24 protein-coding genes and 2 CRISPR repeat arrays are annotated in these 25910 nt (G+C 61.6%); of the genes, 11 read left to right on the plus strand and 13 right to left on the minus strand.

From position 1 onward, the window contains the following. Window positions 1-84: 84 nt before the first annotated feature. From BXU06_RS07295 to BXU06_RS07305, 3 genes are all read left to right on the plus strand, one after another. Entirely contained in the window at window positions 85-2334 is a 2250-nt protein-coding gene (locus BXU06_RS07295; protein ID WP_150125142.1) for an ATP-binding protein, read from the plus strand. Then, window positions 2312-3100, plus strand: a complete 789-nt coding sequence (locus BXU06_RS07300; RefSeq protein WP_077298224.1) for a response regulator transcription factor — start codon at window positions 2312-2314, stop codon at window positions 3098-3100. The genes BXU06_RS07295 and BXU06_RS07300 overlap by 23 nt, the downstream gene beginning before the upstream one ends. 189 nt (window positions 3101-3289) lie before the next feature. Further along, entirely contained in the window at window positions 3290-3616 is a 327-nt protein-coding gene (locus BXU06_RS07305; RefSeq protein ID WP_077298226.1) for a DUF6156 family protein, read from the plus strand. Window positions 3617-4315: 699 nt separating this feature from the next. Here BXU06_RS07305 and BXU06_RS07310 read toward each other — a convergent pair. The 13 genes from BXU06_RS07310 to pdxH all read right to left on the minus strand — a co-directional run bounded on the left by BXU06_RS07310 (window position 4316) and on the right by pdxH (window position 18474). Continuing rightward, window positions 4316-4813 (minus strand): CRISPR-associated endonuclease Cas1, encoded by a 498-nt coding sequence (locus BXU06_RS07310; protein ID WP_077298228.1) that lies wholly within the window; start codon window positions 4811-4813, stop codon window positions 4316-4318. 8 nt (window positions 4814-4821) lie between these two features. Beyond that, window positions 4822-5106 (minus strand): CRISPR-associated endonuclease Cas2, encoded by a 285-nt coding sequence (gene cas2, locus BXU06_RS07315; RefSeq protein ID WP_171982146.1) that lies wholly within the window; start codon window positions 5104-5106, stop codon window positions 4822-4824. 156 nt (window positions 5107-5262) lie between these two features. Then, a CRISPR array of direct repeats spans window positions 5263-5574; the repeat unit is 36 nt; unit sequence GTCTTAATCCCTTAGAGATCAGGGAAACCACTAGAG. Between the two features lie 134 nt (window positions 5575-5708). Beyond that, complete coding sequence (locus tag BXU06_RS07320) at window positions 5709-6641, minus strand: DUF6602 domain-containing protein (protein ID WP_077298232.1); 933 nt, start codon at window positions 6639-6641, stop codon at window positions 5709-5711. Window positions 6642-6769: 128 nt separating this feature from the next. Continuing rightward, complete coding sequence (locus tag BXU06_RS07325; RefSeq protein WP_077298234.1) at window positions 6770-7798, minus strand: RAMP superfamily CRISPR-associated protein; 1029 nt, start codon at window positions 7796-7798, stop codon at window positions 6770-6772. Next, the gene (gene cmr5, locus BXU06_RS07330; protein ID WP_077298236.1) at window positions 7795-8193 is read right to left on the minus strand and encodes a type III-B CRISPR module-associated protein Cmr5; all 399 of its coding nucleotides are present in this window, start codon (window positions 8191-8193) and stop codon (window positions 7795-7797) included. Before cmr5 ends, BXU06_RS07325 begins: the two co-directional genes overlap by 4 nt. Then, the gene (gene cmr4 / locus BXU06_RS07335) at window positions 8190-9101 is read right to left on the minus strand and encodes a type III-B CRISPR module RAMP protein Cmr4 (RefSeq protein ID WP_077298238.1); all 912 of its coding nucleotides are present in this window, start codon (window positions 9099-9101) and stop codon (window positions 8190-8192) included. The genes cmr5 and cmr4 overlap by 4 nt, the downstream gene beginning before the upstream one ends. Window positions 9102-9118: 17 nt before the next feature. After that, window positions 9119-10345 (minus strand): type III-B CRISPR module-associated Cmr3 family protein, encoded by a 1227-nt coding sequence (locus tag BXU06_RS07340; protein ID WP_171982147.1) that lies wholly within the window; start codon window positions 10343-10345, stop codon window positions 9119-9121. Beyond that, window positions 10342-12339, minus strand: a complete 1998-nt coding sequence (gene cas10, locus BXU06_RS07345) for a type III-B CRISPR-associated protein Cas10/Cmr2 (RefSeq protein WP_077298242.1) — start codon at window positions 12337-12339, stop codon at window positions 10342-10344. Before cas10 ends, BXU06_RS07340 begins: the two co-directional genes overlap by 4 nt. Further along, on the minus strand, window positions 12336-13610 hold the full coding sequence (cmr1, locus tag BXU06_RS07350; RefSeq protein ID WP_077298244.1) for a type III-B CRISPR module RAMP protein Cmr1: 1275 nt from the start codon (window positions 13608-13610) through the stop codon (window positions 12336-12338). The genes cas10 and cmr1 overlap by 4 nt, the downstream gene beginning before the upstream one ends. A gap of 42 nt (window positions 13611-13652) precedes the next feature. Next, the gene (gene cas6 / locus BXU06_RS07355) at window positions 13653-14534 is read right to left on the minus strand and encodes a CRISPR system precrRNA processing endoribonuclease RAMP protein Cas6 (RefSeq protein ID WP_077298247.1); all 882 of its coding nucleotides are present in this window, start codon (window positions 14532-14534) and stop codon (window positions 13653-13655) included. 457 nt (window positions 14535-14991) lie between these two features. Further along, a CRISPR array of direct repeats spans window positions 14992-15440; the repeat unit is 36 nt; unit sequence GTCTTAATCCCTTAGAGATCAGGGAAACCACTAGAG. A 183-nt stretch (window positions 15441-15623) separates the two neighbouring features. Beyond that, window positions 15624-16880: an SAVED domain-containing protein gene (locus BXU06_RS07360; RefSeq protein ID WP_077298249.1), complete on the minus strand. Its 1257-nt coding sequence runs from the start codon at window positions 16878-16880 to the stop codon at window positions 15624-15626. A 168-nt stretch (window positions 16881-17048) separates the two neighbouring features. After that, window positions 17049-17807: a pseudouridine synthase gene (locus tag BXU06_RS07365; protein WP_077298251.1), complete on the minus strand. Its 759-nt coding sequence runs from the start codon at window positions 17805-17807 to the stop codon at window positions 17049-17051. Window positions 17808-17835: 28 nt separating this feature from the next. Then, on the minus strand, window positions 17836-18474 hold the full coding sequence (pdxH, locus tag BXU06_RS07370) for a pyridoxamine 5'-phosphate oxidase (protein WP_077302736.1): 639 nt from the start codon (window positions 18472-18474) through the stop codon (window positions 17836-17838). Between the two features lie 299 nt (window positions 18475-18773). Here pdxH and BXU06_RS07375 point away from each other — a divergent pair, with 299 nt between their 5' ends. The 8 genes from BXU06_RS07375 (at window position 18774) to BXU06_RS07410 (ending at window position 25869) form a co-directional block, all read left to right on the plus strand. Next, entirely contained in the window at window positions 18774-20018 is a 1245-nt protein-coding gene (locus BXU06_RS07375; RefSeq protein WP_077298253.1) for a lipoprotein-releasing ABC transporter permease subunit, read from the plus strand. Further along, complete coding sequence (lolD, locus tag BXU06_RS07380; protein WP_077298255.1) at window positions 20011-20709, plus strand: lipoprotein-releasing ABC transporter ATP-binding protein LolD; 699 nt, start codon at window positions 20011-20013, stop codon at window positions 20707-20709. The genes BXU06_RS07375 and lolD overlap by 8 nt, the downstream gene beginning before the upstream one ends. Next, window positions 20706-22031 (plus strand): mechanosensitive ion channel family protein, encoded by a 1326-nt coding sequence (locus tag BXU06_RS07385; RefSeq protein ID WP_077298257.1) that lies wholly within the window; start codon window positions 20706-20708, stop codon window positions 22029-22031. Before lolD ends, BXU06_RS07385 begins: the two co-directional genes overlap by 4 nt. Continuing rightward, entirely contained in the window at window positions 22028-22642 is a 615-nt protein-coding gene (locus BXU06_RS07390) for a response regulator transcription factor (protein ID WP_077298259.1), read from the plus strand. Before BXU06_RS07385 ends, BXU06_RS07390 begins: the two co-directional genes overlap by 4 nt. A 3-nt stretch (window positions 22643-22645) precedes the next feature. Further along, window positions 22646-23107, plus strand: coding sequence for a dihydroneopterin triphosphate diphosphatase (nudB, locus tag BXU06_RS07395; RefSeq protein ID WP_077298261.1), 462 nt, complete (start codon window positions 22646-22648; stop codon window positions 23105-23107). Beyond that, window positions 23107-23865 (plus strand): endonuclease/exonuclease/phosphatase family protein, encoded by a 759-nt coding sequence (locus tag BXU06_RS07400; protein ID WP_077298263.1) that lies wholly within the window; start codon window positions 23107-23109, stop codon window positions 23863-23865. The genes nudB and BXU06_RS07400 overlap by 1 nt, the downstream gene beginning before the upstream one ends. A 5-nt stretch (window positions 23866-23870) precedes the next feature. Further along, the gene (clsB, locus tag BXU06_RS07405) at window positions 23871-25043 is read left to right on the plus strand and encodes a cardiolipin synthase ClsB (protein WP_077298265.1); all 1173 of its coding nucleotides are present in this window, start codon (window positions 23871-23873) and stop codon (window positions 25041-25043) included. 430 nt (window positions 25044-25473) lie between these two features. Then, the gene (locus tag BXU06_RS07410; RefSeq protein WP_077298267.1) at window positions 25474-25869 is read left to right on the plus strand and encodes a hypothetical protein; all 396 of its coding nucleotides are present in this window, start codon (window positions 25474-25476) and stop codon (window positions 25867-25869) included. Window positions 25870-25910: the final 41 nt, after the last annotated feature.

Below are 25910 nucleotides of genomic sequence, written 5' to 3' on the forward strand. Positions count from 1 at the left end.
CTGGGGTGCATGCGCGTGGCGCATGGCGCACCACAGGATAAGGACATGTTTGCCTGAGCCCAGGCCCCCTTGACGATTGACTGGATGAAACACACTGCAGGCACCCATTCGACCTCCCGCTCAATCAGCCTGCTGCAACTGGGCGGGATGCTGTGGTGCGTCGGATTTGTGCTGATGACCCTGTTCTGGTTGAACAGCGAGTATGCCCGGCAGCAAACGCTGTTTCGCCAGCGGGCAGAAGGCTTTTTTCAGAGCGTGTCCCAGCGCATGGAACAAAACGAGTCGGTGATGCTGTCGCTGGAGCTGCTGATGCGCACCCAGTCCCAGCTGGGGCTGCCCGACGTGCAGCGCTTTACCCAGCAGCTGATGCAGCGCTACCCGCATATGTACAGCATCCAGTTTTTTGAAGAAGTGCCGCGCGACCATGTGGCGAGCTTCACACAAAAAATGCGTCAGCGCGGCTTTCCCGACTTTCAGCTGAAAGAACCCGCCCCGGTCAGCCAGGGTGGCTGGCGTGCGGTGCGCCCGCGCGGCAATTACCATCCCATCGTGATGGTGGAGCCCCAGCTGGATGGCTCGCCCAATACGCTGGGCATGGATATCAACGCCGCCGGCCAGCACACCGAAACCCTGCGCGCTGCCGAGCAGTTTGGCCATATGGAGTCCACCGCGCCGTTTGCCCTGCCCGAAGGCGGGCGGGCATACCTGCTGGTAAAATCAGTGCAGCAACATGGCGGCACAGAAAACACCCCGCGCAAGGCTTTTGTGGGCATTCTGGTGCGCAACGACCGCCTGCTGGGCGAACTGCCGCTGACCAATAACTCCGCCCACGATGTCAGCATGGCGTTTTACCCCAGGGTAGACCGCCCGTTCGACAATATCTTTTTCCGCTCGCCCATGCATCCCATTCCTGCCTGGGAAAGCACCTGGCTGCCGCGTTTTCATTTTGAACAGCCGATTCCCAGCAGCGCCCAGCCGTTTCTGATCCGGGTGGATTATCAACTGCGCGCAGCCGACCTCAATCTGCAACCGCTGCTGTATCTGGCCATCAGCCTGGGCATGGCAGTGGGGTTCAGCATGGGGGTGCTGGGCCAGCGTCGCCGCTCGCGCCAGCAGGGTGCCGAAGCCAATGAATCACTGCTGCGCGAACGGGAAATGGCCGCCATGACCCTGCAGCATATCCACGACGGGGTGATACGCATCGACAGCCAGGGCCGGATTGATTATCTCAACCCGATGGCCGCCTCGCTGCTGCAGGTATCACCTGGCACGGTGATTGGCGAATCGGTGTTTTCGGTGTTTCGCCTGCATTTCGAGATGTCGCAGCATATGCAGGAAAACCCGGTTAACGAAAGCCTGAAGTTTCGCCGCTCTGTCGAACTGCCAGAAAACACCGCATTATTGCGAAAAGATGGACAAAACCTGCTGATTGAGGGCAATATTTCGCCCTTGCCATCCCGTCAGCATCTGCATGCCGGCGCGCTGATCACCTTCCGCAACCTCGGCCCCACCCATAACAAGGTGCTGGCCCGGCTGTCGGCCAGCCAGAAGCGCCTGCGCGAGCATGAAGAAAAACTGGCCCATGTTGCCCGGCTCAACACCATGGGCGAAATGGCCTCGGGAATTGCCCACGAGCTGAATCAGCCCTTGTCAGCCATTGTCAGCTACAACCAGGCCTGCCTGCGCATGCTGGACGATGACCATCCGGACCTGGAGCTGGTTGAGCAAGCCATGCGCAGCACCGCCCAGCAGGCCACCCGGGCTGGCGACATCCTGCAGCGGCTGCGGGCGTTTGTGTCCAAGCAGCCAGTGCGCTGGGAGCCCATCAGCCTGAATCAGATCGTGCACAACACCCTGATGCTGGCCGACCACGCCCTGCGCGAAAACGGCATTGAAACCCTGATCACGCTGCAGGACAATCTGCCCCCGGTACTGGGCGATGCCATCCAGATTGAACAGGTGACGCTGAACCTGCTGACCAATGCCATGGATGCGCTCAAGCACAAGCCGCAACCCCGGCAGATTCGTCTGGAAACCAGCTGCACCGACGAACTGGCCTGCTTGCGCGTGGTGGACAATGGCCCCGGCATTCCGGAAGCCATGGTTCATAAACTGTTTACTCCGTTCAGCACCACCAAGCCCCATGGCATGGGGCTGGGGCTGACCATTTGCCAGTCGATCATCGAATCGCACCAGGGGCATATTTCCGGGCGTAGCCTGCCAGATGGCGGCAGCAGCTTCCGCATTACCCTGCCACTGCAACATGCGCAGCCCAGCGCAGCCTCATTGTGTGAAAAGGACACCTCTCCCCATGAACCCAACCCTCAGCTTTGACCCGATTGTTTACGTGGTGGACGACGATCCGGCGGTGCTCGACTCGGTCAGCCTGCTGATTCGCAGCGCCGGCCTGAAAGTGATGGCGTTTCCGTCGGCGCTGGAATTTCTGGCTGCGTTCATCCCCAACCAGATTGCCTGCCTGGTGCTGGACATCCGCATGCCAGGCACCACCGGCCTGGACTTGCAAGCCGAGCTGGAAGGTGCCGGGGTAACCCTGCCGATTGTGTTCATTACCGGCCACGGCGACGTGGCGCAATGCACCCGCGCATTCAAGGCCGGTGCCAGCGATTTCCTCACCAAGCCAATTGACGGCGAACTGCTGCTGGAAGCCATCCGCAAGGCGCTGCGCCACTGCATTGCCACCTACGAAAAAGCCAGCCGCACCCAGGAAGCCGAAATCCGCCTGGCCCGCCTGTCTGGCCGCGAGCGCGAAGTGCTGGAACTGGTCACCGAAGGCATGTCGAGCAAGGAAATCGGCACCCGGCTGGGGCTGTCGCCGCGCACCATCGAAGCCCACCGCGCCAGCCTGTTCGACAAGCTGGAGGTCAGTACCCTGGCTGAGCTGATCAAACTGTTTGTGTACGCCATTGATGCCGAGCGGGCGCATCGCCTGCTGCCGGGCAATGCCCAGATGCAGGGCGAAAGCGACCTGGAAGCCGATGATGTGCCGGCTGCGCCGGATGACGGCCTGGATGACGATGCGCCCACCGCTGACGCCACAGACGCCCCGGCAGACCACCCGGACACCCCGCCCGCCGCCTGATTGCGCCCCGCATCTGCTCTGCTGCCCTTGCCCCCGTCCCGCCTGTTGGCGCGGCGGGGGTTTGCATGGCGCGTGCGCCGATGATGCTCCCGTGGCCAGGCTGGCAGGCTTATTGCTGTTTATCCTGTCCATTCCATTTTGCCAGGCCAGCCTAGCCATACGGGCAGACCTGGCCGCCACGAGCGTGCCATGACCTCAGACCTTGCCTCGATTCGCCATTTTGTCAGCTACTCCGGTGTGAAACTGCCGCTGAAACTGAACACCCCGCTGGAAGACGCCGACCTGCGCCACCGGATTACCTTTTACCGTGCCTATTACAACGCCGCCGAACAGATGACCAAGGTAGAAAAAGTGGTATATGGCGAAATTGAATCGTTTCACGACTATCGCTACCACGCCGATGGCAGCCTGAGCGAAGCCACCGTGGTGATGGTAGCGGAAGAAGAAAGCACACTGATGCGCTTCAGCCCGGACGGCAGCTTGCTGTCGTCGGAAACCTCGGCACTGGAAAGCTGAAAAGCTGCAGCAAAACAGACAATCCTGTACGCTTTCACCCACTTAACATCCCCCCGCCCACCCTAGGGATACGCTGAAAAAATCGTCGTTCCCGCGCAGGCGGGAATCCAGGCCGCACCACATCGTGCGCCGTGGGGGTTTGGCATTGTGGGGCGGTCGTGAGAGCACGCACCTGTTTCGGCATGCGCCTCACCTCACGTGTCGTTCCCGCGAAGGCGGGAACCCAGACGGTGCCACATCGTGCGCCGTGGGGGTTTAGCCTTGTGGAACGGTCGTGAGAGCGCACCTGCTGTACGCTGTGGATGCCTCTGGATTCCCGCCTGCGCGGGAATGACGGGGTGGGGCGCGGCGGGTAGTTCGCTGTGGCAATGCAATGCAAGGGTTTGTTTTTTTAAGGATACGCTGAAAAAATCGTCATTCCCGCGAAGGCGGGAATCCAGACGGTGCCACATCGTGCGCCGTGGGGGTTTAGCCTTGTGGAACGGTCGTGAGAGCACGCACCTGCTGTACGCTGTGGATGCCTCTGGATTCCCGCCTGCGCGGGAATGACGGGGTGGGGCGCGGCGGGTAGTTCGCTGTGGCAATGCAATGCAAGGGCTTGTTTTAACAGAATAAATAGAGATGCCCGACGTTAAGCTCGCTCACATATGCCATTGTGTTTCAAGGCGATGGGTGATTAGACCTTTTTCGGCATGCGCCTCATCTCACGTGTCGTTCCCGCGCAGGCGGGAACCCAGGCCGCACCACATCGTGCGCCGTGGACGTTTGCCCACGCTCCAGCGCGGCCAGCGCATGGGTGAGCGGCTGGCGGGCCGTTGGGCGGCGCTCGCGCAGCTGATGCACATGGCGCGCCTGCGCCGCCAGCTTGGCTTCGATCAGCTCGCGGGCATAACTCAGACAAAATGCCCCATCCTGCGCCAGGCGCAACTGTGTCAGCCGCCGGCGCGCATCCTGATGCGGGCGCGCCATCAATAGCGTGGGCGTGTGCTTGCGCCCGGACAACACCACCACGCCCACCCCACGCTCGCCCAACTGCCCAAGCAAACGCGCTTGCAGCGTCATGTCGCCATGCACCACCACCCGCTCCAGCGGCGCCAGGGGCACCGCGCCAATGCGCTCGCCGTTTTCATAAAACACCAGCGCGCCGCCATCCACCCGCAAATCCACCCCGCGACGATCCACATACAGGCAGCTCATGACAAGCCTCACACAATCAGGAAAGGATCACACTGCGGCGCGCGCGCCACGCCAAAGCGCAGCACCTTGCGCCGCGCATCCAGCGCAAACACATGCACTTTGTCTTCTGCTGGCGCAATCACCGCCTCCAGCCGCGCCAGCAAAGCCTGATGCTCTCCTGCGGTCAGCCAGCATTCATACACCGATTTTTGCCCACTGACAGCATGCGCTTGCACTGCTTCGTGCACCTTGCGCCAGCGCTTGGGATCAGCAATGTCATCGCACAGCGGAAAAACAAGACGCGAACTTGTCATGCCGTTTCTCCGCACAGTGGATGCGTAAATCATATGCCTGATGGCTGTGAAACTGATAGCCCGCGAGACTGGTTTTTACGGAAAAATTTAGCCTAAGTTGGATATTTGCAACACTTTGTCATCGCAGGTCACACGGATGGCTGACTGCGTAGCAGAGTCTTAATCCCTTAGAGATCAGGGAAACCACTAGAGGCTGGATGCAAGCTTACACTCGCTGGATTACGAGTCTTAATCCCTTAGAGATCAGGGAAACCACTAGAGGGCTATCAACACTTTTTTCCGCGACTTGCTCAGTCTTAATCCCTTAGAGATCAGGGAAACCACTAGAGAATTCCGGCTGACCAGCGATTTCAAGTTCAAGGGTCTTAATCCCTTAGAGATCAGGGAAACCACTAGAGTCGAATAGCCGAACTGCTCGGCCAAGATCTTAGCGTCTTAATCCCTTAGAGATCAGGGAAACCACTAGAGAGCACCCCCTACTTTTCTCTTGCAAAATCAGCATCTTGCAGAGGGTGTTCCCAACTTTTCGCTCCGGGCGGGGAGATGTCTCCCCAGACACCCCCGAAACGCCTTGCGATAGTAGCGCACTTCATGCTGTCTGCCTAGTCGGTTTTGGGTGGCGAAATCAATTTTTGTGCGTATTTGTCCATATCAATGGCGGGCACTGTGCCGAGTGTTTGCAGCAAACTGATGAGCCTGAACAAAAAGGCAGTGGCGGCTTTTTCGTGTGTTTGGATGCATAGCGGCGGGGAAGGCAAGATGACTGGCTTTGACGCCAGGCGCTTGAGTTTTTCGGTGGCAAGGCTGTGTTGGGTTTTTCTGTGTTTGAGTTTTGGGGCTGCATATAAGCTGGCCATGGGTTTTGCCATCTCTTTTTGCCACCAGCGTTTATTTGAGGGGGCCGGGGTCAAGTCAACGCTGAAAAAATAACCAGGGAGGGGTTTCTTGTCATCACGGGGTTCATTTGTTTCAACTTCAGCAACGCAGCCAATATCAATCTTGCCGTGCGGGTGCTGTGGAAGCAGGCCTGATAAATGTTTATATAATGTGTCTTCAGTGACCTCACTGCGTAAAGCCAGAAAGCCACCTAGAATATGTTTGGGTTTTTGTGGGGCATAGACCCCGCCAGCGTGAGTAATCGGGGCGCTGGTGCGTGTGAGCCGACGCACACTATGAATTTTTTCTTGTGCGTATTCAATATGTGCTTTATTAGCGGTTTGCTTCACCTCAAAAACCGCATACACGCTTTCTGCCGGCACAATCATGCTGCCGCGCAGCTCAAAAATCAGCGGAGTGTATTGGCGGTCGAAAATCACGATGTCGATTTGCTCGCTGAATTCGCCGTTGCTATCCACCACATGGGCTTTTTCGGCGCGGTAGCGTTGTGGCAGGTAATCCTGCATCAGTTTCAGCCAGACGTCTTCGCTGGCGTCGCCTTTGTCGGTGGGATGGGCCAGCACGCGGCAGGCTTGCAGCTCACCTTGAATGCGGGTGTGCAGGGTGTTCAGTAGTTCGGAAAGGTTCCAGTCAGTCATGATGTGTTTTTGTCAGTAAGAAAAGCACGGATTTATTCAGCAAAATCAAAACCCTGGATTCCCGCCTGCGCGGGAATGACGATTTTTGGCGTATCCTAGGGTATGGTTTTTTTACGGGTGTGCGCCAGTCAATCAGCGTGTAATTTTCTCCAGGCTTTATAAGCATGGCTGTCTTTATCTTGCAAGGCCCAGTCTTTAAGCAATTTGGCGTGCTGCTCCTCCAATATGCACCGTATGGTGTCCCAAGGGGTATCAGGCCATTTTTGTGCAGCTTCTGTTTTGGTCTTGTTAAAATCCTTGCCAAATTTCTTGGCCAAAGTGCTGGATGGCAAGTCCAACCATTGCCGGATTTGCTCGGTGGCGGACAGAGTTTGCTGGCGTTTGTCTTGGGTAAATTTTTCAGTGCGTGAGTGGTTTTCTCCCATCCGCCCATACCCCGCTGCGCGTTTACCGCCAATGCCGACTCCGTGCAGGGCGGCTTTAAGCAGTTGCATGGCCAGTTCGGCCCAGGGTTGGCTGTCGGGGCATTCGCAGCCGATGTAAAAGAAAAACTCGCCCTGCGTGGCCAGCTGGGCGTTGGGCACCGGGGTGTCGGTGTCGCTGGCCAGGGGGGCGTTGCCCTGGTAGTAATCCGGGTGGTGAACGGTGACGACATCGGCCACAAAGGGAGTGTCCTGGCTGCCGGGGCGCCACCAGGCGTCGTGCCACACCAGGCCGCCGGGGCCGGCCAGTTCGCCTTCGTCCAGGCCAAACAGCATGGCCAGGTATTCTGCGCCCAGCCCGAGTTGCTGGGCGTAGGCGCGGACGCAGCCTTTGACGGCGCTGCCGGGGATCATCGGCATGCCGTAGCTGTGCTGGATGGCGACGCCGGTTTCCAGCGCGCTGGCGGCATTGCTGCCGATCAGCAGGCGCTGCGAGACGGTGGCGAACAGGGCGACGCCGGGCAGGGTTTTAACGGTTTCTTCCCAACGGCTGAAGGCTTTTTTATAAAGCGTGCTGGGCTGGATGGCGCATAGTTTATTGATGTGGCCGGTTTTATTGCCTTCGGCGTCGCCAGTGACAAAAGCGGGCCAGCCGCGTTGCAGCCACAGGCCGGCGTGGGCGTGATCTGCCTTGGGGGGTTGATCAGCCAGTTCTTCGCGCATCAGTGCGGTCATGATTGCGCGCCCTCGGTGGTGGTGGGGGTTGGCGCCTCTGCTTGCTCTTCTTTCAGCAGGGCTTGGGCGTAGCGTTTCAGCCAGCCGCTGGCGTCCAGCGCCTGGCGGGTGAGTTGCTGATAGGTGGCCAGGCTGCTGTTAATCACATCAGTATGTAAAACCTCGCCACTGCTTTTACCCAGGATGCTGGCCAGATCAATCAGATACCGCTGATATTCGTTTTCGCCGCTGCTTTTTGCCTGCAAAAACCCGGTGGCCTGCGCCAGGCCGGATTGCAGCACCATGATAGGAAAACTTAACGCCAGGGCGCGGTATTTGCTGGCATAAGGTTGTGAAACGACGGCGCTTACGCACGCGTGTGCGTTGGCGGCGTGTTGGCGGCTTCGCGTGTTCATGCTTGCCCGCCCCCTGCCGGTTTTGTGTTCAGCACCAGCCGGCACAGGCCACGGCCAATGGTGTGTTTGCCGCCCAGCTGCATCAGCTGCTCAGGCTGGCTAAAGCAGGTTTTGAATTTGTTTTGCATCTCTTGCGCGCTCCCGGCGCTGTTGCGCGACGGGCTAAACGCCAACATGCCCCACAGCACGCTTTCGGCGGGCAGGTTTTCTTCGTACCACAGCGCGCCAGTGGCCACGGTGCGGGTGTTGGGGTCGATGCGCACGCGGGCGCGGATTTCGGTGGCGGTGTCGGCCAAAAACGAAAACACATTGTCCGGCAGGATGGCGAAGTGCTTAACAAACTCCTCCCGCCAGTCTGCGTCGTGGGGGTAGAGCACTTCAGCCAGGTGATGGCCCCAGGCCTTGGCTTCGGTGTGGTTTGGCTGAATGCTTAGGTCTAGGTCTTCCAGCAGCAATTTTTGATCGGCGCCCAGCACGCTGCACTTTGGCAGCGCGGCTTCGGTGTTGGTGTCGGCCAGGGTGGGGATGGGCAGTTGCTCCCGGTGTGCGGCGGGCAGGTCGCGGGCGTAGCGGCGCAGGATAAACGGGCAGGTGGCAAACGCCACCACACCGCAAAATGCGCGCACCGGCAAAATCAGCAAATTGGCGTCACCCACCACCAGCGCGCCAGCGTGCGGATTGTCCATGCCGATGTTGTCCGGGCCAAACAGCGCGGGCAGGCTTTTGTCATCCAGGGTTTTTGCCTGCTTGGCGTGGTCGCGCAGCACGCCCTTCAGGCTGGAGCCGGGCAGCAGCGGCAGTTGGGTGGCGCGGGCGCGGGCAATGGGCAGGTCGATGGCGCCCACCCCCTGGCCTGTGCCGGCGTGCAGGGCGGACAAGGCGTGCAGATAAAACAGTTGATGTTCCATGTTCGGCAATCTCGGGGTCAGGCGGGTGGGGGCGTCCAGGCGGCGGGCAGGGCCAGGCCAAAACCGTCGCATTGGTCTTGTGGATCATCGCTGAGGGCTTGCGTCCACAACGGGCGCAATGCCTCGGCGCTAAGCTGGGCGGGGTGATCCAGCGTAAACCACAGCACCGCGCCGGCTTTCAGGGCTTTGCGCGCGGCGCGGGGTTGTTGCTTGGCCAAATCCCAGCCGGAGACTGGCTGCCAGCCGTGGGCGGCTATGGCGCGCAGGGTTAAGGTCAGGCCAGGGCAGCCGGGCGGCTGGCCGCTCAGGCGTCCGTTTTCTGTTTTGCTGTTCAACCAGCCAGGCAAGTGGCCGCCGGCAAACAGCGCCGGGGTGAGCAGGGTCAGGCGCAGGCCGCCTTGTTTGAGCATGCGGGCGATTTGATCTTCGCAGGGGCGCAGCCAGTGCGCCGGGGCGGCGTGGGCGTCCAGCGGGTGCAGGCGCGACAGCCGGCGCTCGCCGCCAAAGGTGGCCAGCCGCGACACCAGCGGCTTGGGCGAGCTGGCCAGCCACACCAGCTCGCGCGTGGCCCAGCCGCCGTCGGCTTGCCGCTGCGGGGCCAAATCCAGCCCGGCGGTTTGAAACAGCTGGCCATCGGCGGCGGCCTGGCTCTCGGGGGTGATGGCCACATGGGTGCGCACGCTGTCGGTGAGCGCCCTCAGGCCGCTGTTGTTGAGCGCTTCCAGGGTGATGTTTTCGTCGTCGCCCTGGCTCCAGCGCACCAGCTCGGTCAGCGGCCAATACTGCGGGCCGGTGGCGGGTTTGCCGGGGTTTTGGGCCATTTCTTCGATGTTCCACACCGGCAGCAAGCCAGCGGGCAAATCGCAGCCTATTGTGTCTGGCAGCGGCTGCGGGCTGCGGCGGCGCAGGAGGGGGTGGGGCGCTTGTTGCCCATCGGTTTGCCCGTTTTGTTTGTCTGGCTGGACTGTCACATATTGGGCATCGGCCGGCGCGGGGGCCAGCGGAATCAGCGTGTTGTCTGGCTCGCGCCAGGCCAGCAGCGGGCCATAGGCGGCAATCTGGTGGAGCTCGGGGCTGAACGCCTCGCCCTGCTGCTCGGCCCACAGGCTGCGCAGCAGGCCGGCCAGGCTGGAAGGCAGCGGAAACGCCGCGCCGTCGGCGCCGGCATTCACGCCAAACGGCTTGCCCGAGCGAAACACCAGCGGGGCCAGGGCCTCCAGCTGGTAATGAAACAAGTCGCTCATGCCAATTCTCCCAAATCCTGACGGGTTTTGCTGGCCAGCCAGTGGCTGACGTAAAGCTCGTGGGCCAGCTCGCGAGCGGCGCTGTCGGAGTGTTGCTTGTGCAAGGTGGCCAGCCGGTCTTTCAGGCATCGCTGCCAGTGCGCGCGGGCTTGTGCCTGGATTTCCGGTTTGCTGCTGTTTTCGGCAATCTGCGTCGGGTCGGAGCGAAATTCGGTGCGGGCAAACAGCCGGATGAATTCGGCTTCCAGCATGGCGGCGGAATGCCTGGCCCGCTCACCTGCCTCCACTAGCGCCAGCGCATCGTGCGCCAGCCGGCTGGGCAGCAGCTGCTGCAAAAAGCCCTGCTGCCATTGCTGCAAGGCTTTTTGTCCATCGTGATCGTCCCAGCGGCGGCGCAAGCTCAGCTCGGCGTTGTTGCGGCTGCGCAGGTAAATGCCCAGCGCATTGCGCGGCTGGGTGTGCTGGTTGCCCTTGGCCAGTTGCTCGGCGCGCTTGGTCAAGCCCTCCTTGGCCAGTTTTTCGGCGCGCTTGGCCAAATCGCGCAGGGTGTTCAGGGTTTCTTGCATATGGCCAATGCCCAGGCCCACGCTCAGGGTGGGATAGTGGTCGTGGGGAAGGTCAAGCGGAATTTTTTTAATGCATGCGGCCAGGATGTGGGCAAAATTTTTGCGCAGCGCATCGGCGCATGCCCATGCCTGATCCAGCGGAACCAAGGCCAGCACATCGTCGCCGCCAGCGTAAATCACATGGCCGTGGTGCTTACGCGCCACCTCGGCAGCGCCCCCGGCAAAATCAGCCAGCGCTCGCGACACTTGCTGATGATGCTCGGGGCTGCCGATGTGCTCCAGCAGCGCGCCCATCTGGTCGCCATCGGCTTGCAGCACGGCCATATACGGCGTGGGTTCGCCGTAGGCGCGCCAGATTGGGGTGAGTGTGTCTGCCAGCGTTGTCAGTTTTTCTGCCAGCGCGTTGAGGTGGTCATCTGTCAGATTTTTCAGCTCGCGCTGCGCCACCGCCAGCCGGGCGCGGTAGAGCAAGGCGCCGTCAAACGGTAGAGTCTGATAATCACCGCTATTGCCTGTCACCCGAGACGCCAGCCCCAATAAACTGGCATCTTTCTCGGCCGTCCCAGCCAGCTGTTTTCCCGCCTGATAAACCGCCTCATACGCCATGCGCAAACGGTCTTGCTCTGTGTCGGGCAATTGCCGCAGCCAGCTGTCTGCGGCAATGCGCGACACCGGGGTAAATTGCTCGGCCTTGACCGCCAGCCGCTTGATCAGCCCCATGCAATCCAGCTGCTCGCCTGGGTTCAGCCCGAGTTTCAGCTCACGCTGAAAGGCAGCATGGATGGGCTCGGGCTCTGTGTTGGGCGCAGGCGCCAGCACGGTTTCCCGCGCGCCATCCAGCGACGACTTGGGCAGGCCAAACCCTGCGGCATCATCCCGGTGGCTGGCCAGCTGGGCAAAATCACGGGTGGCCTTGCGCGCTTGCAACGCCAGATTGGCGCGCCGCACGGCCTGGCTATAGCTGATTTTCGCCTGTTCGTCTTGTGTCGCCCAGCCGGCATAGCATTCCAGATAATCAATCAGTTGCTTGTGCCACAGGGCGTTATTCAGCATCAGCCCGGTATCCGCGCGGCGCGTGTTAAAGCAGCTCTTCGTTTCGGCAGCCAGCTCGCTCAAGCGCCGCTGCGCCGCCTGGCGCGCCTGCTGAATCCGCTCGCCAATCTGCTCAGCGCTGGGCTGGCCGGCGAGGTTGGCTTGCAGTTTGTTGGCGACAGACAAAAGCGAATTTGGCTGTAACAGCGCGTTGGGGTCGGTTTTTGCCACCGCCGGAAACACCAGCTCGACGCCAGGTAGCTGATACAGCGCCAGCGCGGCGGCCTTGCACACCTCCGACAGCAACCACGAGCCACTCCATAAATCCCGGCTGCGCCGCGCGGCGGCGATAAAATCCTGCACTGGGCCAAAAGAAAGGATGAGGACGGTGGTCATGAGTTTGTCTGGCTCGGATAAGTTTTAAAGTATTGCAGAAACGCCAACAGTGGGTTGTTCTGGTTTTGCGCGTGCATGGGGGGGATATTCACAGCCTGTGCGGCATCCCACCATTCGCCAGGGTTTGTGACGGTTCCATCGGGTTGGGTGACAGCCAAATCCAGGATTTTTTCATATGGCAGCAGCAATGCCGCCGCTCGCCATGTATTACCCTGCTTGATCGGGCGCAAAATCAGCGGGCTGGCCAAGCGTTCGCACACAACAGGCGACATGATGCTCTGGCCGGGGGTTTGCACGTATTTGACAGGCTGTAAAGAGAAATCAGACGGGTCTTGTCTGTCTTTGAAATGAAAAATAATCGGCATGCCAAATGCTGCACGCGGAAAGACATTACCTGCTGTATGTTCGGGAGCGTGATAGTTGTGATGGCGGCCTGTCAGGCGACGAATAGCATCTGCCTCTGGCCAATGGCTGCGGCCAGGATAGCGTGTCTCGCCCCTGTTGCGCCCTGGCTTGCCTTGCCGAAAATCACGCAAGGCTTTAATACCCAAGTTCCAAGCTTGCTGTGCATCATGCTTTTGGGTTCTATTTAAAATAAATTGACAGCCAGCCGCTTTTATTTCTTCATCAGTCACCACCGGTAGGCCAGACACCGATACCGCCCCAAACCCGCGCCGGGTTCGCGCTCCTACACCGCCAAAACTGGCCCACCAACGCACGGCGTCTGTTACCTCCTGTTTTTGCGTATCAGAGAGGGACAGACAGCAACCCATGCGCAAGACCCAAGGGGTGGGGCAATCATTTATCTTGACTTCATCTACCTTCCCACCGCCTAAAGCATAGGAATTAATATTTCCCGCCTCTGTGAGTTTTAGTGGTTTATCGTGCTTTACCTCCACCCACACTTGGCTTGCCTGCGGCGGCGTGCCCAAACCGCCCCACAGGGCGAATTCTTCCTCGCGCATCTTTTCAGTATTATTTTTCAGCCGCTTGCTGGCCAGCAGCCGCCACCAAAAGCGCAGTTGGCCGCGAATGGCGCTGGCGCGAATGGGCATGCGCTGATCCACCTGGCCGGCAACCACCCCGCCGCCAAATAACGGCGTCACCAGCTGGCATTCGTAACTTTCCCAGTGAATTGGCTCAGCGTCGCGGGCCTCTTGACTGTCCAGCCATGTTGTCTTGTTTTGGACTTCTTCCAGCGAAGCCACACGCAAGGCCGGTGGGGGGCTGGGCTCGGCACTGGAAATCGGGGGCAAACGGCGAAGCGGCATACAGGCCACCTTTGAAATAACAGGAATTCCGGTTGAAAAAAATCAATCCAGCCATTCGGCGTGCAGGCAGCCAAAGCCAAAGGTGGTTTTGCCGCCCAGTTGCAGCACCTCGCCCAGCGCCAGCAGGCCGCTGAGCGGGGCAAGCTCGCCGTGCAGCTCCAGCAGGCCGGTGAGGCCGCCAAACACCATATGCTGCTGGCTGCGCGAAGAGCGGCGGGCGATGTTGCGCCAGCTAAGCTGCGCCTGGCCCAGTTGCAGTGCGTCGGCGGCCTGGCGCTGGGCGGCCAGCTCGGCTTCGCTCAGCGGAAAAGGCTCGCCTGCCGCATCGCACAGCTGGCCCAGCCGGGTGTGCAGGCGGCGCACCAGCTGAGGGGCGTTCAACGACAGGCACAGTTGATTGTTATCTTTGATGCGCAGCGGGCTGCGCAAATGCAGACGCAGGCCGCGCGCCGGGCGGCGGCGGCTAAGCCAGTGCGCCGCCGGCAGCGTCTGCGGCCAGGCGGTCAGCCCATGGCTGGCTTGCCAGAACGGCGCAGGCGCGCCGGCCACGCTGGCGCTTTCCACCCGAAACAAGCCGCGCCCCTGGCCCAGCCCCAGCGCGCCCAGCGCGGCAAACGCCTGCACGCACAGCTGGGCGTGGGCGCTGGCCGGGCCAAACAGGGTAAAGCCCAGCGCAAACGGCTGCCCCGGCAACACGGGCGCTGTTGGCGTGTGCAGCGCATACAAACGCCCCAGACGCGCCTGCTCGGCAAACAGCAAATCAAACAAGGCCGGCAACTGGCGCTTGAGCGCCACCCCAAAGCCACTGCGCCACAGCGGGCCGGCAAAGTCATCCAGCCGCAAGCTGTCGGACACGCAACCCAACTGCACCGGCAAACAGTGTAAGCCGGTTTCTGCTGGGGCGGCGCTGGGTAAGAAGCGCATCGGTTTTTACCTGGTTGATGTGTCTGCACGCCTCGTGGCGTGCGGGAGAGGAGGGCTGCTTATGCATCGTACATTGATGGTGTTGGCATGACAAGCGGCCAGCAAAAGAAACTGTGGCGGGTAGACGGTGATAAGCGGACGAGAGGGAAGGCGATCGGGATGGCGGTGGAAGAGGGTCTGGATGTGATTGGCGTGGCGTGTTAGCGGATTTTTTATGTAAACAGGTTTATATGGGCAAGGAAAAACCAGGCGGTGGTGAGCGGGCCTGGTTGAAAGGACTAATCCCTTAGAGATCAGGGAAACCACTAGGGACGCGCTGATTTATTCAGAAAAACCGTTTTTGCCAAAAACAAAACCCAGCAAAATCAACACCCTGGATTCCCGCCTTCGCGGGAATGACGATTTTTTCAGCGTATCCCTAGAGCCATGGTTTTTCGTATGACCTGATTGCTTCTGGGTCTTAATCCCTTAGAGATCAGGGAAACCACTAGAGATCGTCGAGCGCATTAAGGCGGACGTTTCAACGTCTTAATCCCTTAGAGATCAGGGAAACCACTAGAGGGCATCATTTGCTTTGATGTAAATTCATTTACTGTCTTAATCCCTTAGAGATCAGGGAAACCACTAGAGGGCAACGAGAGACTAAAGGTAGCGTTAAAAACGTCTTAATCCCTTAGAGATCAGGGAAACCACTAGAGAAACGATTTTGTACGGGCACAGAACCAACTGAAGTCTTAATCCCTTAGAGATCAGGGAAACCACTAGAGTCTAAGAGTAATTTATAAATGTCAGCATAATGAGTCTTAATCCCTTAGAGATCAGGGAAACCACTAGAGAAAAATGCCCGGAGTGCAACAGCTCAGGCGTTGCGTCTTAATCCCTTAGAGATCAGGGAAACCACTAGAGAGCACCCCCTGTTTTTCCCTCACAAAATCAAAGCCTTGCAAGGGGCGTTCCCAACTTTTCGCCCACTCCGGCGAGATGTCTCTCCAGACCAGGCAAAAAGCGCCCTCATGATAGCGCTGGCCATGCTGTTTGCCTAGCAAAAAATTGGCGCTGGCCGGTTTTGTTGCCTGTTGCCCCAGTTGATCAGCCACGGTCGTCGATATCTTCGGCGTGCAGTTCCAGCGTGGGCAGGTAATGCGCTGGGGTGGCGTGTGGCTGGTATTCATAAATGGTCACGCCCAGCAGCAGGCGGCGCAGGTGTTGGCCCAGGCAGAAGGCCAGGGTGATGGGGGCGGCGATGAAAAGGTGCAGGTGGGGGCGTGGGGTGGCGGCGCTGGCGCGTTGGTGCAGTTCGCTGGCCAGTTGCCAGGCCAGGGCGCTGGCGTGGGGGCCGTGTTGTACGGCGATGGGGGAAGGCTCGGGCAGGTGGGCGTGAATCAGCCGGCTGATCGGCGGCGTGGGGGTGGTGTCCAGGTGCTGGCGCACGCTGGCGTCGATGCGGTGGGAGACCGACAGCGCCACCGCCCAGTGCGGGGCGGTGGGCTGGCGCGGGGTGTCGCTGTATTGCAGGCGCGGGGTGTCGGCGGGCAGTGTGGTGAGCTGGATGGGCCAGGCGCTTTCCGGGCCGTTGGCCGGGCGTTGTTCCAGCTCGATGGCGACGCCGGCTTGCCCGTGCAGCAGGGCACCGGCGGCAAAGCCGATGGCGTAGCCGGCATCCAGCCGCAGGCGCAGCGGATGGGGCGAGCCAGGCGGCACGGCGGGCAGCACGGTGTGGCGGATAAAGTGGCGCAGGGTGGGCCACCAGCCGGGCCGGGCGTTGGCCGGGGCGGCGTGTCGATCCAGCACGCACACCTGGGGGAGCGCCGCGTCGGCCGGGTGGCGCTCGGGGGGATGGCTTTGAATGACAAAGCGATACGGCCCCTGGTTGGCGATCACCCCATGCAGGTGGCGCAGCAGCTCGGCCACTTCGGCGCACAGGGCGTCTTGTGTTGGCTTGGCCAGCTGCACGCCTTGCCGGCGCGATAGCGCGGCGATGTCGGCGGGCAGCGGGTGGCTGCCTAGCTCGGCGGCCCCCGGCAGCCGCACCGGCACGACTGGCAGATACACGCGGCGCAGGGCGTGCGTCAGCTCGTGGCGCACCCAGTCCAGCTCGCCGTCCGCTTGATTGGCGCGGCGGTCTAATTCCTCGCCCCAGCCAGGGCCAATCAACGCCAGCACGGCGTCCACCTGGTTCAGCGCCTGGTCAATTTGCTGGTCAAACGGCAGGCCGGGCTGACAGGCGCGCACATCAAGAAACACCGAACCCGGCCCATGCTGGGCGCTCCATTGCTGGTCGATGACGTCGGCCAGCTGCACGCTGAACGGGTCGGCGCGGCGGTAAGAAATCAGCAGACGCGGCATGGTGGGCTCCGGGTGGCGTGGGAATGGGCCATTTTCTCATGAATTTCGCATAACTTGTGTGTGACAGGGGCTGGCAGCGCGGTGATGCAGGGCAATTGCATCACCGCTGGCCGACATCCTCTCCCGCCCTCCCCCGCTTGAAGGCGGGGGATTCCTACGCGCACCGGGTCAAGGCAAGGCCATCTCCTGCCAGCCCAGGCCAGCCAGCACCTGCATGAAATCTGCGCTGGGTGGGCAATGCAGCGCCAGCGGCGCGCCGCTGACCGGGTGGGGCACGGTTAGCGCGGTGCAGGCCAGCAGCAGGCGGGATACGCCAAACGTCTCGGCAAACCAGCGGTTATGCCGGCCTTTGCCGTGGGTGGCGTCGCCGATGATCGGGTGGCTGATATGCTTGAGATGGCGGCGCAGCTGATGGCGGCGGCCCGTGTGCGGCTGCAGCGCCACCAGCGCATAGCGGCTGGTGGGATAGCGGTCAATTGCCACCGGCAGCGTGACCGTGGCCAGCCGCTGGTAGTGGGTCAAGGCCTGCTGTGCCGGGGCGGGGGCATCGCGGGCGGGTTTGCCGTCGTCGTCCTGCCGGGTGAGTGGGTGGTCAATGTCGCCGGACTCTGCCGGCCAGCCGCGCACCACGGCCAGATAGCGCTTGTCCACCTGCTGGTGTTCAAACGCCTGCGACAGCGCCCGCCCGGCTTCTGGTGTCAGGCCAAACAGCAAAATACCCGACGTGCCCTTGTCCAGCCGATGCACCGCGTACACATGCCGGCCCAGCTGGTTGCGCACGGTCTGCACGGCAAACCGGGTTTCATGGCGGTCAATCATCGAACGGTGTACCAGCAGGCCGGATGGCTTATGCACTGCCACCAGATGCGCGTCCTGATAAACAATCGGCAGGGGTGGGTCGGGTTCGGCAAGGTTGGGAGAAAACATGGCGGCAGTCATCTTGTGCGAGGGGGGGTCAGGGGGCCAGGCGCTGTTTGCCCCATCCGCCCTGACCATCGGGCAGATACAGCACACGGTCGTGCAGGCGGCTGGGCCGGCCCTGCCAGAACTCCATCCGGTCTGGGGTGACGGCAAAGCCGCCCCAGTGTGGCGGGCGCGGCACGTCAATCAGGTATTGCGCGGCAAACTGGGCAAAGCGCGCCATGATGACCCCCTTGCCGCTGATGGGCTGGCTTTGCTCCGATGCCCACGCCCCCACCCGGCTTTTATATGGGCGGCTGGCAAAGTAATGGTCTGACGTGGCCTCATCCACCCGGCTGACTGTCCCTTCGATATTGACCTGACGTTCCAGCTCTGGCCAGAAAAACGTCAGGGCAATGTATGGCGTGCTGCCCAGATGGCGGCCCTTGCGGCTGTGATAATTGGTGTAAAACACCAGCTGCTGGTTGTCTACCCCCTTGAGCAGCACCACCCGTGCGGCAGGCCGCCCCTCGGGTGACACGGTGGACACCAGCATGGCGGTGGGCTCGGGCACTTCGGCGGCAATGGCGTCGTCCAGCCAGCGGGTGAACTGATCCACCGGGTGCGCCAGGCAGTCGTCCGGGTCGAGGGTCTGGCTGGCGTAGTCTTTACGGATATCGGCGAGGTTTTTCATCTTGGCTTCCATCATTCTGGCTGCCCGCATCGGACGCCGGCAGCGAGGCACAAGGATACGGGGGGTGATAGCCAGCGGCAAGGCGGGCGTGGGCAAGCGGCCATTCTGTCCCGCGTTGTCCCGCCTTCCTGGCTGAATTACAATGTGCTGCCCGGTGGTTTCAGGCATGCTGGGGCCTGAGTGGCCGCTGCGGTGCTCGGGAACCCTGGGCTGGCCGCCAGGGTCTGCCTGCGCAGGGCCGGCTGTTTTCCGGTAACTTTACCTGCCCGTGGGCGGATGCTCACGCGGCGACAGGCGCTATGACCTCATTCGAAACCCTGATCGGGCTGCGTTATCTGCGCGCCAAGCGGCGCAACAGTTTCATTTCGTTCATTTCCCTGATTTCCATTGTCGGCATTGCCCTTGGGGTGGCCGCGCTGATTATTGTGCTGTCGGTGATGAACGGCTTTCAAAAGGAAATCCGTGGGCGGATTCTTGGCGTGGCCTCGCACCTGGAAATCTCCGGGGTGAACAACCGGCTGGCCGACTGGCGCGGGGCCATGGCGGTGGCGCGGCAGGATCCGCGCGTGCTGGCCAGTGCGCCGTTTGTGTCGGCGCAGGGTTTGTTGTCTGCCGGGGCCAATGTGCGCGGCGTGCTGGTGCGCGGCGTGCTGCCGGCGCAGGAAAACACCGTGGTAGACGTGGGCCGGCAGATGATTACCGGCCAGCTGACCGACCTGCAACCCGGCGGCTACGGCATTGTGCTGGGGGTGGAGCTGGCGCGGCAGCTGGGCGTGGGGCGGGGCGACAAGGTGACGCTGATTACCCCGCAGGGGCAGATCACCCCGGCGGGGATGATGCCCAGGCTGAAGCAGTTCACCGTGGTGGGCGTGTTCAAGGTAGACATGTTTGAATACGATTCCTCGCTGGCGATGATTCAGCTGAAAGACGCGCAAACACTGTTCCGCCTGGACGACGCCGTGTCTGGCGTGCGGCTGAAGCTGACCGACCTGATGCAGGCACCGCAGGTTAAGCGCGCGCTGCTGCCCAAGCTGACCTACGACATGTACGTGAGCGACTGGACTGAACAGCACGCCAATTATTTCCGGGCGGTGCAAATCGAAAAACGCATGATGTTCATCATCCTCACCCTGATTGTGGCGGTGGCGGCATTCAATCTGGTGTCCACGCTGATCATGACGGTCACCGACAAGCAGGCCGATATTGCCATTCTGCGCACGCTGGGGGCCACGCCGCGCTCGATCATGCAGATTTTTGTCATTCAGGGCGCGCTGTCCGGGCTGATTGGCACGCTCAGTGGCGTAGGGGGCGGCGTGCTGGTGGCGCTGAACCTGGGCACGCTGGTGCCGGCGCTGGAGCGGCTGATTGGCGCGCAGATTTTTTCGTCGGAGGTGTATCTGATCGACAAACTGCCTTCTGATGTGCTGCTGTCCGATGTGCTGACCATCACGGTGATTTCTCTGGTGCTGGCCTTGCTGGCCACCCTGTATCCCAGCTGGCGGGCGGCACGTACCCAGCCGGCGGAGGCGCTGCGTCATGAATAAGCCCACTCCGGTATTGTCGGCCCGCCATCTGAGCCGCACCTATCAGGAAGGCCCGCTCAAGGTGGCGGTGCTGACCGACGTAAACCTGGACATCCAGCCCGGCGAACGGATGGCCATCATCGGCGCGTCCGGCTCGGGCAAGAGCACGCTGCTGCATCTGCTGGGCGGGCTGGATACCCCCAGCAGCGGCGAAATCTGGCTGCAGGGCCAGCAGCTGTCGGCGCTGGGCGAGGCGGCGCGCGGGGCGCTGCGCAATCAGGCGCTGGGCTTTGTTTACCAGTTTCATCACCTGCTGGCCGAATTCACCGCGCTGGAAAACGTAATGATGCCGCTGCTGATCCGCCGCCTGCCCGCCAGACAGGCCAGCGAACAGGCCGGGGCCATGCTGGAGCGGGTGGGCCTGGCAGCCCGCCTGCAGCATAAACCGGGCGAATTGTCTGGCGGCGAGCGTCAGCGCTGCGCACTGGCGCGGGCGCTGGTCACTTCGCCGGCCTGCGTGCTGGCCGACGAACCCACCGGCAACCTTGACCACACCACTGCCCGGCGGGTGTTTGAACTGATGCTGGAGCTGAACGCCAGCCTGAACACCAGCCTGGTGATTGTCACCCACGACCGCGACATGGCCCGGCAAACCGGGCGTGTGCTCACCCTGACCGCCGGGGTGCTGACTGAACAGGATGAAACGGCATGAGTGCGCTGAATCCCCGCCAGCTGAGCTTTGAACAATTGCTGGATTCGCTGGCGCAGCCGCAAGCCCAGCTCGACCTGGCGTTTGGCATGGCGCTCAGCGCGCTGGCCTGGTGGCTGGCCCGGCTGCTGTTTCGCCGCTATTTTCGTCAGCACCCGGAGCGGCTGGAGCAGTTTGCTCCCTATGTGCTGCAACGGCTGAGCTGGCCGCTGCTGGCCGCCGCCGGGCTGGGCGTGACCCACCTGCTGCATCGCCATCTGGGCGAGCCCAGCGGCTGGATGCTGATTCAAACCGCCGTCATGGGCTGGATGGCGCTCACCCGGCTGCTGGCCGCCGGGGTGAAGCAGCTGCTGCCGGCAGGCAAGCTGGAGCGCGGCACCGAGCAACTGGTGGCGTGGAGCTTGTGGGTTGGGTATATCAGCTGGGGGTTTGGCATTGACGACTTCCTGGTGGAATGGATGGATTCGATTGCCTTCCATGTGGGCAAAACCAAGCTGTCGGTGTGGATGCTGGTCAATGGCATTTTCTGGCTGATTGGCATTGTGCTGCTGTCGATGTGGGCGTCGCGGCTGATCGAGCGCCGGGTGCTGGGCTTCAATCACCTGGACATGAACTTCCGCATTGTGCTGGTCAACCTGTCGCGCACCCTGCTGGTGGTGGTGGGCGTGCTGGTGGCCCTGCCGGTGGTGGGCATCGACCTGACGGTGTTGTCAGTATTTGGCGGCGCGCTGGGCGTGGGCCTGGGTTTTGGCCTGCAAAAAATTGCCAGCAATTACGTCTCCGGCTTTATTATTTTGCTGGAACGCTCGATTCGCATTGGCGACCGGGTCAGCATCGAAAACCGGGTGGGCTACATCAGCCAGATTACCGCCCGCTATACCGTGCTCAAGGCCGCCGATGGCTCGGAAGCGCTGGTACCTAACGACACGCTGATTGCCAACACCGTGGTGAACCAGTCGTATACCGATTCGTCGATCTGGCTGTCGATTCCGGTGCAGGTGGCCTACGGCAGCGACCTGGAGCAGGCCTTGCAGGTGCTGCGCGACGCCGCCGCCGCCGTGCCACGGGTGCAGGCTACCCCGGCCCCGGCGGCGTTTGTGGCGGCGTTTGCCGAAAACGGCATCAATCTGGAGCTGGGCGTCTGGTGCGCCGACCCGGAAAACGGCCTGCTCAGCCTGCGTTCGGCAGTCAATCTGGAAATCTGGCACCGCTTTGCCGCAGCCGGCATTGCCATGCCGTTTCCGCAGCGTGAAGTGCGCATTCTCAACCCCTCACAGGCCGGGGCCGGCCATGTCCCGCCCGAGCCAGGAGCGCCCCAGCCATGAACCCGCGCAGTGTGGTGATTGTGGACGATGACGAGGCAGTGCGTGACGCCCTGTCCTGGCTGTTCAGCTCGAAAGGGCTGCACACCGAGTGTTTTGCCTCTGGCGAAGCATTGCTGGCGGCTTTCGACCTGGAGCGCATGGGCTGCCTGGTGCTGGATGTGCGCATGGCCCCGCTCACCGGCCTGGTGCTGTTTGAACAACTGCGCGCCGCCCACCCCTACTGCCCGCCGGCCATCTTTTTGACCGGTCACGCCGACGTGCCGCTGGCGGTGGCCGCGCTGAAAATGGGCGCGGCGGATTTTTTGGAAAAACCCTTCGACGACGCCATCCTGATCGAGCGGGTGGAAGCCGCGCTGGCGCGCGATGCCGCCGCCCGCGACAGCCTGGCCAGCCGCAGCCACCTGCAGGCGCAGCTGCGCCAGCTTACCGAGCGCGAACGCGAAGTGATGGCGCTGATTCTGGAAGGCAAGCTGAACAAGCAGATTGCCGAAGCGCTGGACATCAGCATCAAGACGGTAGAAGTCCACCGCGCCCGCGTGCTGGACAAAATGGCGGTCAAATCCGCCGTGGAACTGGCCGGGCGGCTGTCGCGCCTGCAGCAGGAGCCCTAAGCCATGGGCAACAAACAACCTGTTTCCGTACTGGTGGTGATTCACACCGCCGACCTGAACGTACTGCTGCTGGAACGCGCCGACTATCCTGGCTCGTGGCAGTCGGTCACCGGCAGCCGCGAAGGCGAGGAAACCCCGCTGCAAACCGCCCAGCGCGAAGTGCTGGAAGAAACCGGCCTGGACACCCGCCAGCACCCGCTATGCGACTGGCAGCAGCAAAACCGCTACGAAATCTACCCCAAATGGCGGCACCGCTACCCGGATGGCGTCACCCACAACACCGAGCACGTGCTCAGCCTGCTGCTGCCCACCGCGCAGCCGGTGCGTCTGGCCGAGAGCGAGCATCTGCGTTACTGCTGGCTGCCCTGGCAGGATGCCGCCGCCAAGGTGTTTTCTCCTTCCAACGCCGATGCCATCCGCTGCCTGCCCGAGCGCCTGGCCCGGCTTCGCCCCCAGCCCGCCTGATGACCGCCCACGCCCTGCACATTGCCACCTATAACATGCACAAGGGCTTGAGCCCGCTCAACACCCGCCTGCGCCTGCCCGACATTGCCCGCAGCCTGAAAACCCTGTCGGCGGACGTGGTGTTCCTGCAGGAAGTGCAAGGCCGCCACAGCGCCCACGCCCAGCGCTTTGCCAACTGGCCCGCCGAAAGCCAGCACCATTACCTGGCCCGCCAGTTGCAGGCCAAGGCCACCTACGGGCTGAACTGCACCTACGAACACGGCCATCACGGCAATGCCATCCTGTCGCGCATTCCGGTGGCGCAATGGTGCAACCGGGATATTTCGGTCAACCGCTTTGAATGCCGGGGCGTGCTGCACTGCGACCTCACCCCGCCCGGCTGGGCCATGCCGCTGACCGCGCTGTGCGTTCACCTCAACCTGCTGGCGCGCGACCGCAAAAAACAGTTTCTCGCCCTGCGCGACTATATCAACCACGCCGTACCCGCCGGCAATGCGCTGATTCTGGCCGGCGACTTTAACGACTGGCGTGCCCAGGCCAACCAGCTGCTGGCCAGCGAGCTGGGGCTGATCGAAGTGTTCCACAGCCTGCACGGTGCCCACGCGCGCAGCTACCCGGCACGGCTGCCGCTGCTGACCCTCGACCGGATTTATGTGCGCGGCGTGCGCGTGCAGCGTGCCGAAGTCCACCACGGCGCGCCGTGGGCGCAGTTGTCCGACCACCTGCCGCTGACCGCCACCCTGCTGCCGGAGCACTGAAGACGATGGGCCGTCTGCTGCGCCACAATGCGGTGACCCTGCTGTGCGACGGCGCAGAATTTTTTCCGGCGCTGCTGGCCTGCATCCACGCCGCCCAGCGGCAAATCCACCTGGAAACCTATATTTTTCGCATCGACGCCACCGGCCAGCGCATTGCCCAGGCGCTGATGGCCGCCGCCGGGCGCGGGGTGGAAGTCAACCTATTGCTGGACGGCTTTGGCAGCGCCAGTTTCCCCCTCGACTGGCAGGCGCGTCTGCGCCACGCCGGGGTGCATCTGCAGTTTTTTCGTCCGGAAGTCATGCGCTGGTGGCCACGCCGCAGCCGCCTGCGCCGCCTGCACCGCAAACTGGCGGTGATCGATGCCCACACCGCCTTTGTCGGCGGCATCAACCTGCACGACGACCGCGACAACGCCGGCCCCAACGACGCCCCGCGCTACGACTACGCCGTGCGTGTATGCGGCCCGGTGGTGGCCGACATCTACCACACCATGCGCCAGCTGTGGCTGCGCACCACCCATGGCCCACTGGCCCGGCTGCTGCCCGGCACCAACAGCGAGCTGCGCCCCGACACCCGCCCCGCCGGCATGTACTCGGCCCGGCTGGTGGTACGCGACAACACCCGCCACCGGTTGTCGATCGAGCAAAGCTATTTGCGCCAGATTCACCGCGCCCAGCAGGAAATCCTGATTGCCAACGCCTACTTTCTGCCCGGCCTGCGCCTGCGCCACGCACTGTGCGACGCCGCCCGCCGGGGGGTAAAAGTGAAAATCCTGCTGCAAGGCAAGGTGGACCACGCCATCCTGCATTACGCCACCCGCATGCTGTACCAGGATTTTCTCACTAGCGGCATCGAGCTGTACGAATACCAGGCCGGCTATATGCACGCCAAAGTGGCAGTGATCGACCGCCATTGGGCCATGGTGGGCTCGTCCAATATCGACCCATTCAGCCTGCTGCTGGCGCGTGAAGCCAATCTGCAAATCAAGCACCCGGATTTTGCCAAACCGCTGCGCCGGCATATGCTGGACAAGATCGAACGCCACAGCCGCCAGGTGGATCGGCAGCGCCTGGCACAAGCCCCGCTGCCGCAACGCGCACTGGTGTGGCTGTGCTACGGGCTGGTGCGGGCGGGGATTAGCATATCGGGGTATGGCGGTGGGTATTATCAGGAGTAATGGGGCGTTACGGTAATATTGGAAAAGGTACATAAAAAAAGCCGATGCGGAAGCGTCGGCTTTTTTATTTGGGTTTGAATCTCTTTGAGGTCAGGGAAACTACTTGAGTTTGGCCGGGCGTTCAGCATCAACTTCAGCGCGTCTTAATCCCTTAGAGATCAGGGAAACTACTTGAGAGGAAACTCTCCGAATACAATCGTTGAAGAAAAGTCTTAATCCCTTAGAGATCAGGGAAACTACTTGAGAGCACCCCCCTGTTTTTCTCTTGCAAAATCAGTATCTTGCAAGGGGTGTTCCCAACTTTTTCCGCCAGCCGGGGAGATGTCTCTCCAGCGGGGGAAAAAGTTGGGGCTATGATACGCCATGGCATGCTGTCTGGCTAGGGGGATTTGATCGATTGTCGGGACGGGCGGAGGGCATGGCGTGGCCCATGCACCGCCGCCCAATCGGGCTGTATTTTACCGGGTTACCGCGCGGGTCGGTGATGGCGGTTGCCATGCGCGGTGTGCTGGTTGGTAAAATAATGGGCGCACGGCTCATGGCACTGGTTCACGAGCAGGCAAGGATGGCTTTTATCTTACAATCCAATTCACTGCCTGTCGGCAAATTGGCCCCGGCAATAAATCTGGCAGCAAATTCTTCGAGGGACGCGCAGATTACTTCAGAAAAATTGTGCTTGTCAAAAGCAAAATCCATAAAAATCAACACCCTGGATTCCCGCCTTCGCGGGAATGACGATTTTTTCAGCGTATCCCTAGTAGCCAGTCACCATGATCTGAATCGACTGACAGGCGACTCGACCGTTTTCGGCATGAGTTTCATCTGACGTGTCGTTCCCGCGCAGGCGGGAACCCAGACCGCACCACA

Source organism: Aquaspirillum sp. LM1 (assembly GCF_002002905.1).
Lineage (GTDB): Bacteria > Pseudomonadota > Gammaproteobacteria > Burkholderiales > Aquaspirillaceae > Rivihabitans.

Bases quoted from the DNA above. Each gene is read 5' to 3' on its own strand.
- BXU06_RS07295 (WP_150125142.1), top strand. From the start codon at position 85: ATGAAACACACTGCAGGCACCCATTCGACCTCCCGCTCAATCAGCCTG.
- BXU06_RS07365 (WP_077298251.1), bottom strand. From the start codon at position 17,807: ATGTTTTCTCCCAACCTTGCCGAACCCGACCCACCCCTGCCGATTGTT.
- cmr4 (WP_077298238.1), bottom strand. From the start codon at position 9,101: ATGGAACATCAACTGTTTTATCTGCACGCCTTGTCCGCCCTGCACGCC.
- BXU06_RS07325 (WP_077298234.1), bottom strand. From the start codon at position 7,798: ATGACCGCACTGATGCGCGAAGAACTGGCTGATCAACCCCCCAAGGCA.
- BXU06_RS07390 (WP_077298259.1), top strand. From the start codon at position 22,028: ATGAACCCGCGCAGTGTGGTGATTGTGGACGATGACGAGGCAGTGCGT.
- BXU06_RS07320 (WP_077298232.1), bottom strand. From the start codon at position 6,641: ATGACTGACTGGAACCTTTCCGAACTACTGAACACCCTGCACACCCGC.
- BXU06_RS07385 (WP_077298257.1), top strand. From the start codon at position 20,706: ATGAGTGCGCTGAATCCCCGCCAGCTGAGCTTTGAACAATTGCTGGAT.
- clsB (WP_077298265.1), top strand. From the start codon at position 23,871: ATGGGCCGTCTGCTGCGCCACAATGCGGTGACCCTGCTGTGCGACGGC.
- nudB (WP_077298261.1), top strand. From the start codon at position 22,646: ATGGGCAACAAACAACCTGTTTCCGTACTGGTGGTGATTCACACCGCC.
- cmr1 (WP_077298244.1), bottom strand. From the start codon at position 13,610: ATGCCGCTTCGCCGTTTGCCCCCGATTTCCAGTGCCGAGCCCAGCCCC.
- BXU06_RS07410 (WP_077298267.1), top strand. From the start codon at position 25,474: ATGCACCGCCGCCCAATCGGGCTGTATTTTACCGGGTTACCGCGCGGG.
- cas6 (WP_077298247.1), bottom strand. From the start codon at position 14,534: ATGCGCTTCTTACCCAGCGCCGCCCCAGCAGAAACCGGCTTACACTGT.
- lolD (WP_077298255.1), top strand. From the start codon at position 20,011: ATGAATAAGCCCACTCCGGTATTGTCGGCCCGCCATCTGAGCCGCACC.
- BXU06_RS07360 (WP_077298249.1), bottom strand. From the start codon at position 16,880: ATGCCGCGTCTGCTGATTTCTTACCGCCGCGCCGACCCGTTCAGCGTG.
- cas2 (WP_171982146.1), bottom strand. From the start codon at position 5,106: ATGACAAGTTCGCGTCTTGTTTTTCCGCTGTGCGATGACATTGCTGAT.
- BXU06_RS07375 (WP_077298253.1), top strand. From the start codon at position 18,774: ATGACCTCATTCGAAACCCTGATCGGGCTGCGTTATCTGCGCGCCAAG.
- BXU06_RS07340 (WP_171982147.1), bottom strand. From the start codon at position 10,345: ATGAGCGACTTGTTTCATTACCAGCTGGAGGCCCTGGCCCCGCTGGTG.
- BXU06_RS07305 (WP_077298226.1), top strand. From the start codon at position 3,290: ATGACCTCAGACCTTGCCTCGATTCGCCATTTTGTCAGCTACTCCGGT.
- BXU06_RS07300 (WP_077298224.1), top strand. From the start codon at position 2,312: ATGAACCCAACCCTCAGCTTTGACCCGATTGTTTACGTGGTGGACGAC.
- pdxH (WP_077302736.1), bottom strand. From the start codon at position 18,474: ATGAAAAACCTCGCCGATATCCGTAAAGACTACGCCAGCCAGACCCTC.
- cas10 (WP_077298242.1), bottom strand. From the start codon at position 12,339: ATGACCACCGTCCTCATCCTTTCTTTTGGCCCAGTGCAGGATTTTATC.
- cmr5 (WP_077298236.1), bottom strand. From the start codon at position 8,193: ATGAACACGCGAAGCCGCCAACACGCCGCCAACGCACACGCGTGCGTA.
- BXU06_RS07310 (WP_077298228.1), bottom strand. From the start codon at position 4,813: ATGAGCTGCCTGTATGTGGATCGTCGCGGGGTGGATTTGCGGGTGGAT.
- BXU06_RS07400 (WP_077298263.1), top strand. From the start codon at position 23,107: ATGACCGCCCACGCCCTGCACATTGCCACCTATAACATGCACAAGGGC.